At 49.2% G+C, this 238-nt stretch carries 1 pseudogene; it reads right to left on the bottom strand.

The features are described 5' to 3' along the window. Positions 1–238: pseudogene (locus tag AOA60_RS01220) on the bottom strand (glycoside hydrolase family 65 protein); the annotation flags it as partial.

The raw sequence follows: 238 nt of genomic DNA, 5'->3' as shown, positions 1-238 counted from the left end.
GGCAATATTCAGCGCCTGTTGAACGTTGTAGCGGGCCATATAGCTGGTGTATGCATTATTATTGACATGTTCGGTATATTCGTCTGGCCCAATAACATCATGAATTTCCAGACGATCGTTAACTCTCACCGCGCGGCTAATCCAGAACTTTGCCGTCTCCAGAAGTAGCGCCATGCCTTCATGCGCAATGAAACTTTCATCCCCCGTGGTCTGCCAGTATTGAATAACCGCCCAGGCG

This window comes from Pseudomonas sp. 2822-17 (assembly GCF_002742485.1).
In the GTDB taxonomy this organism is placed as follows: Bacteria; Pseudomonadota; Gammaproteobacteria; order Pseudomonadales; family Pseudomonadaceae; genus Aquipseudomonas; species Aquipseudomonas cyclaminis.
This window is presented reverse-complemented; position numbering and strand designations above follow the sequence as displayed.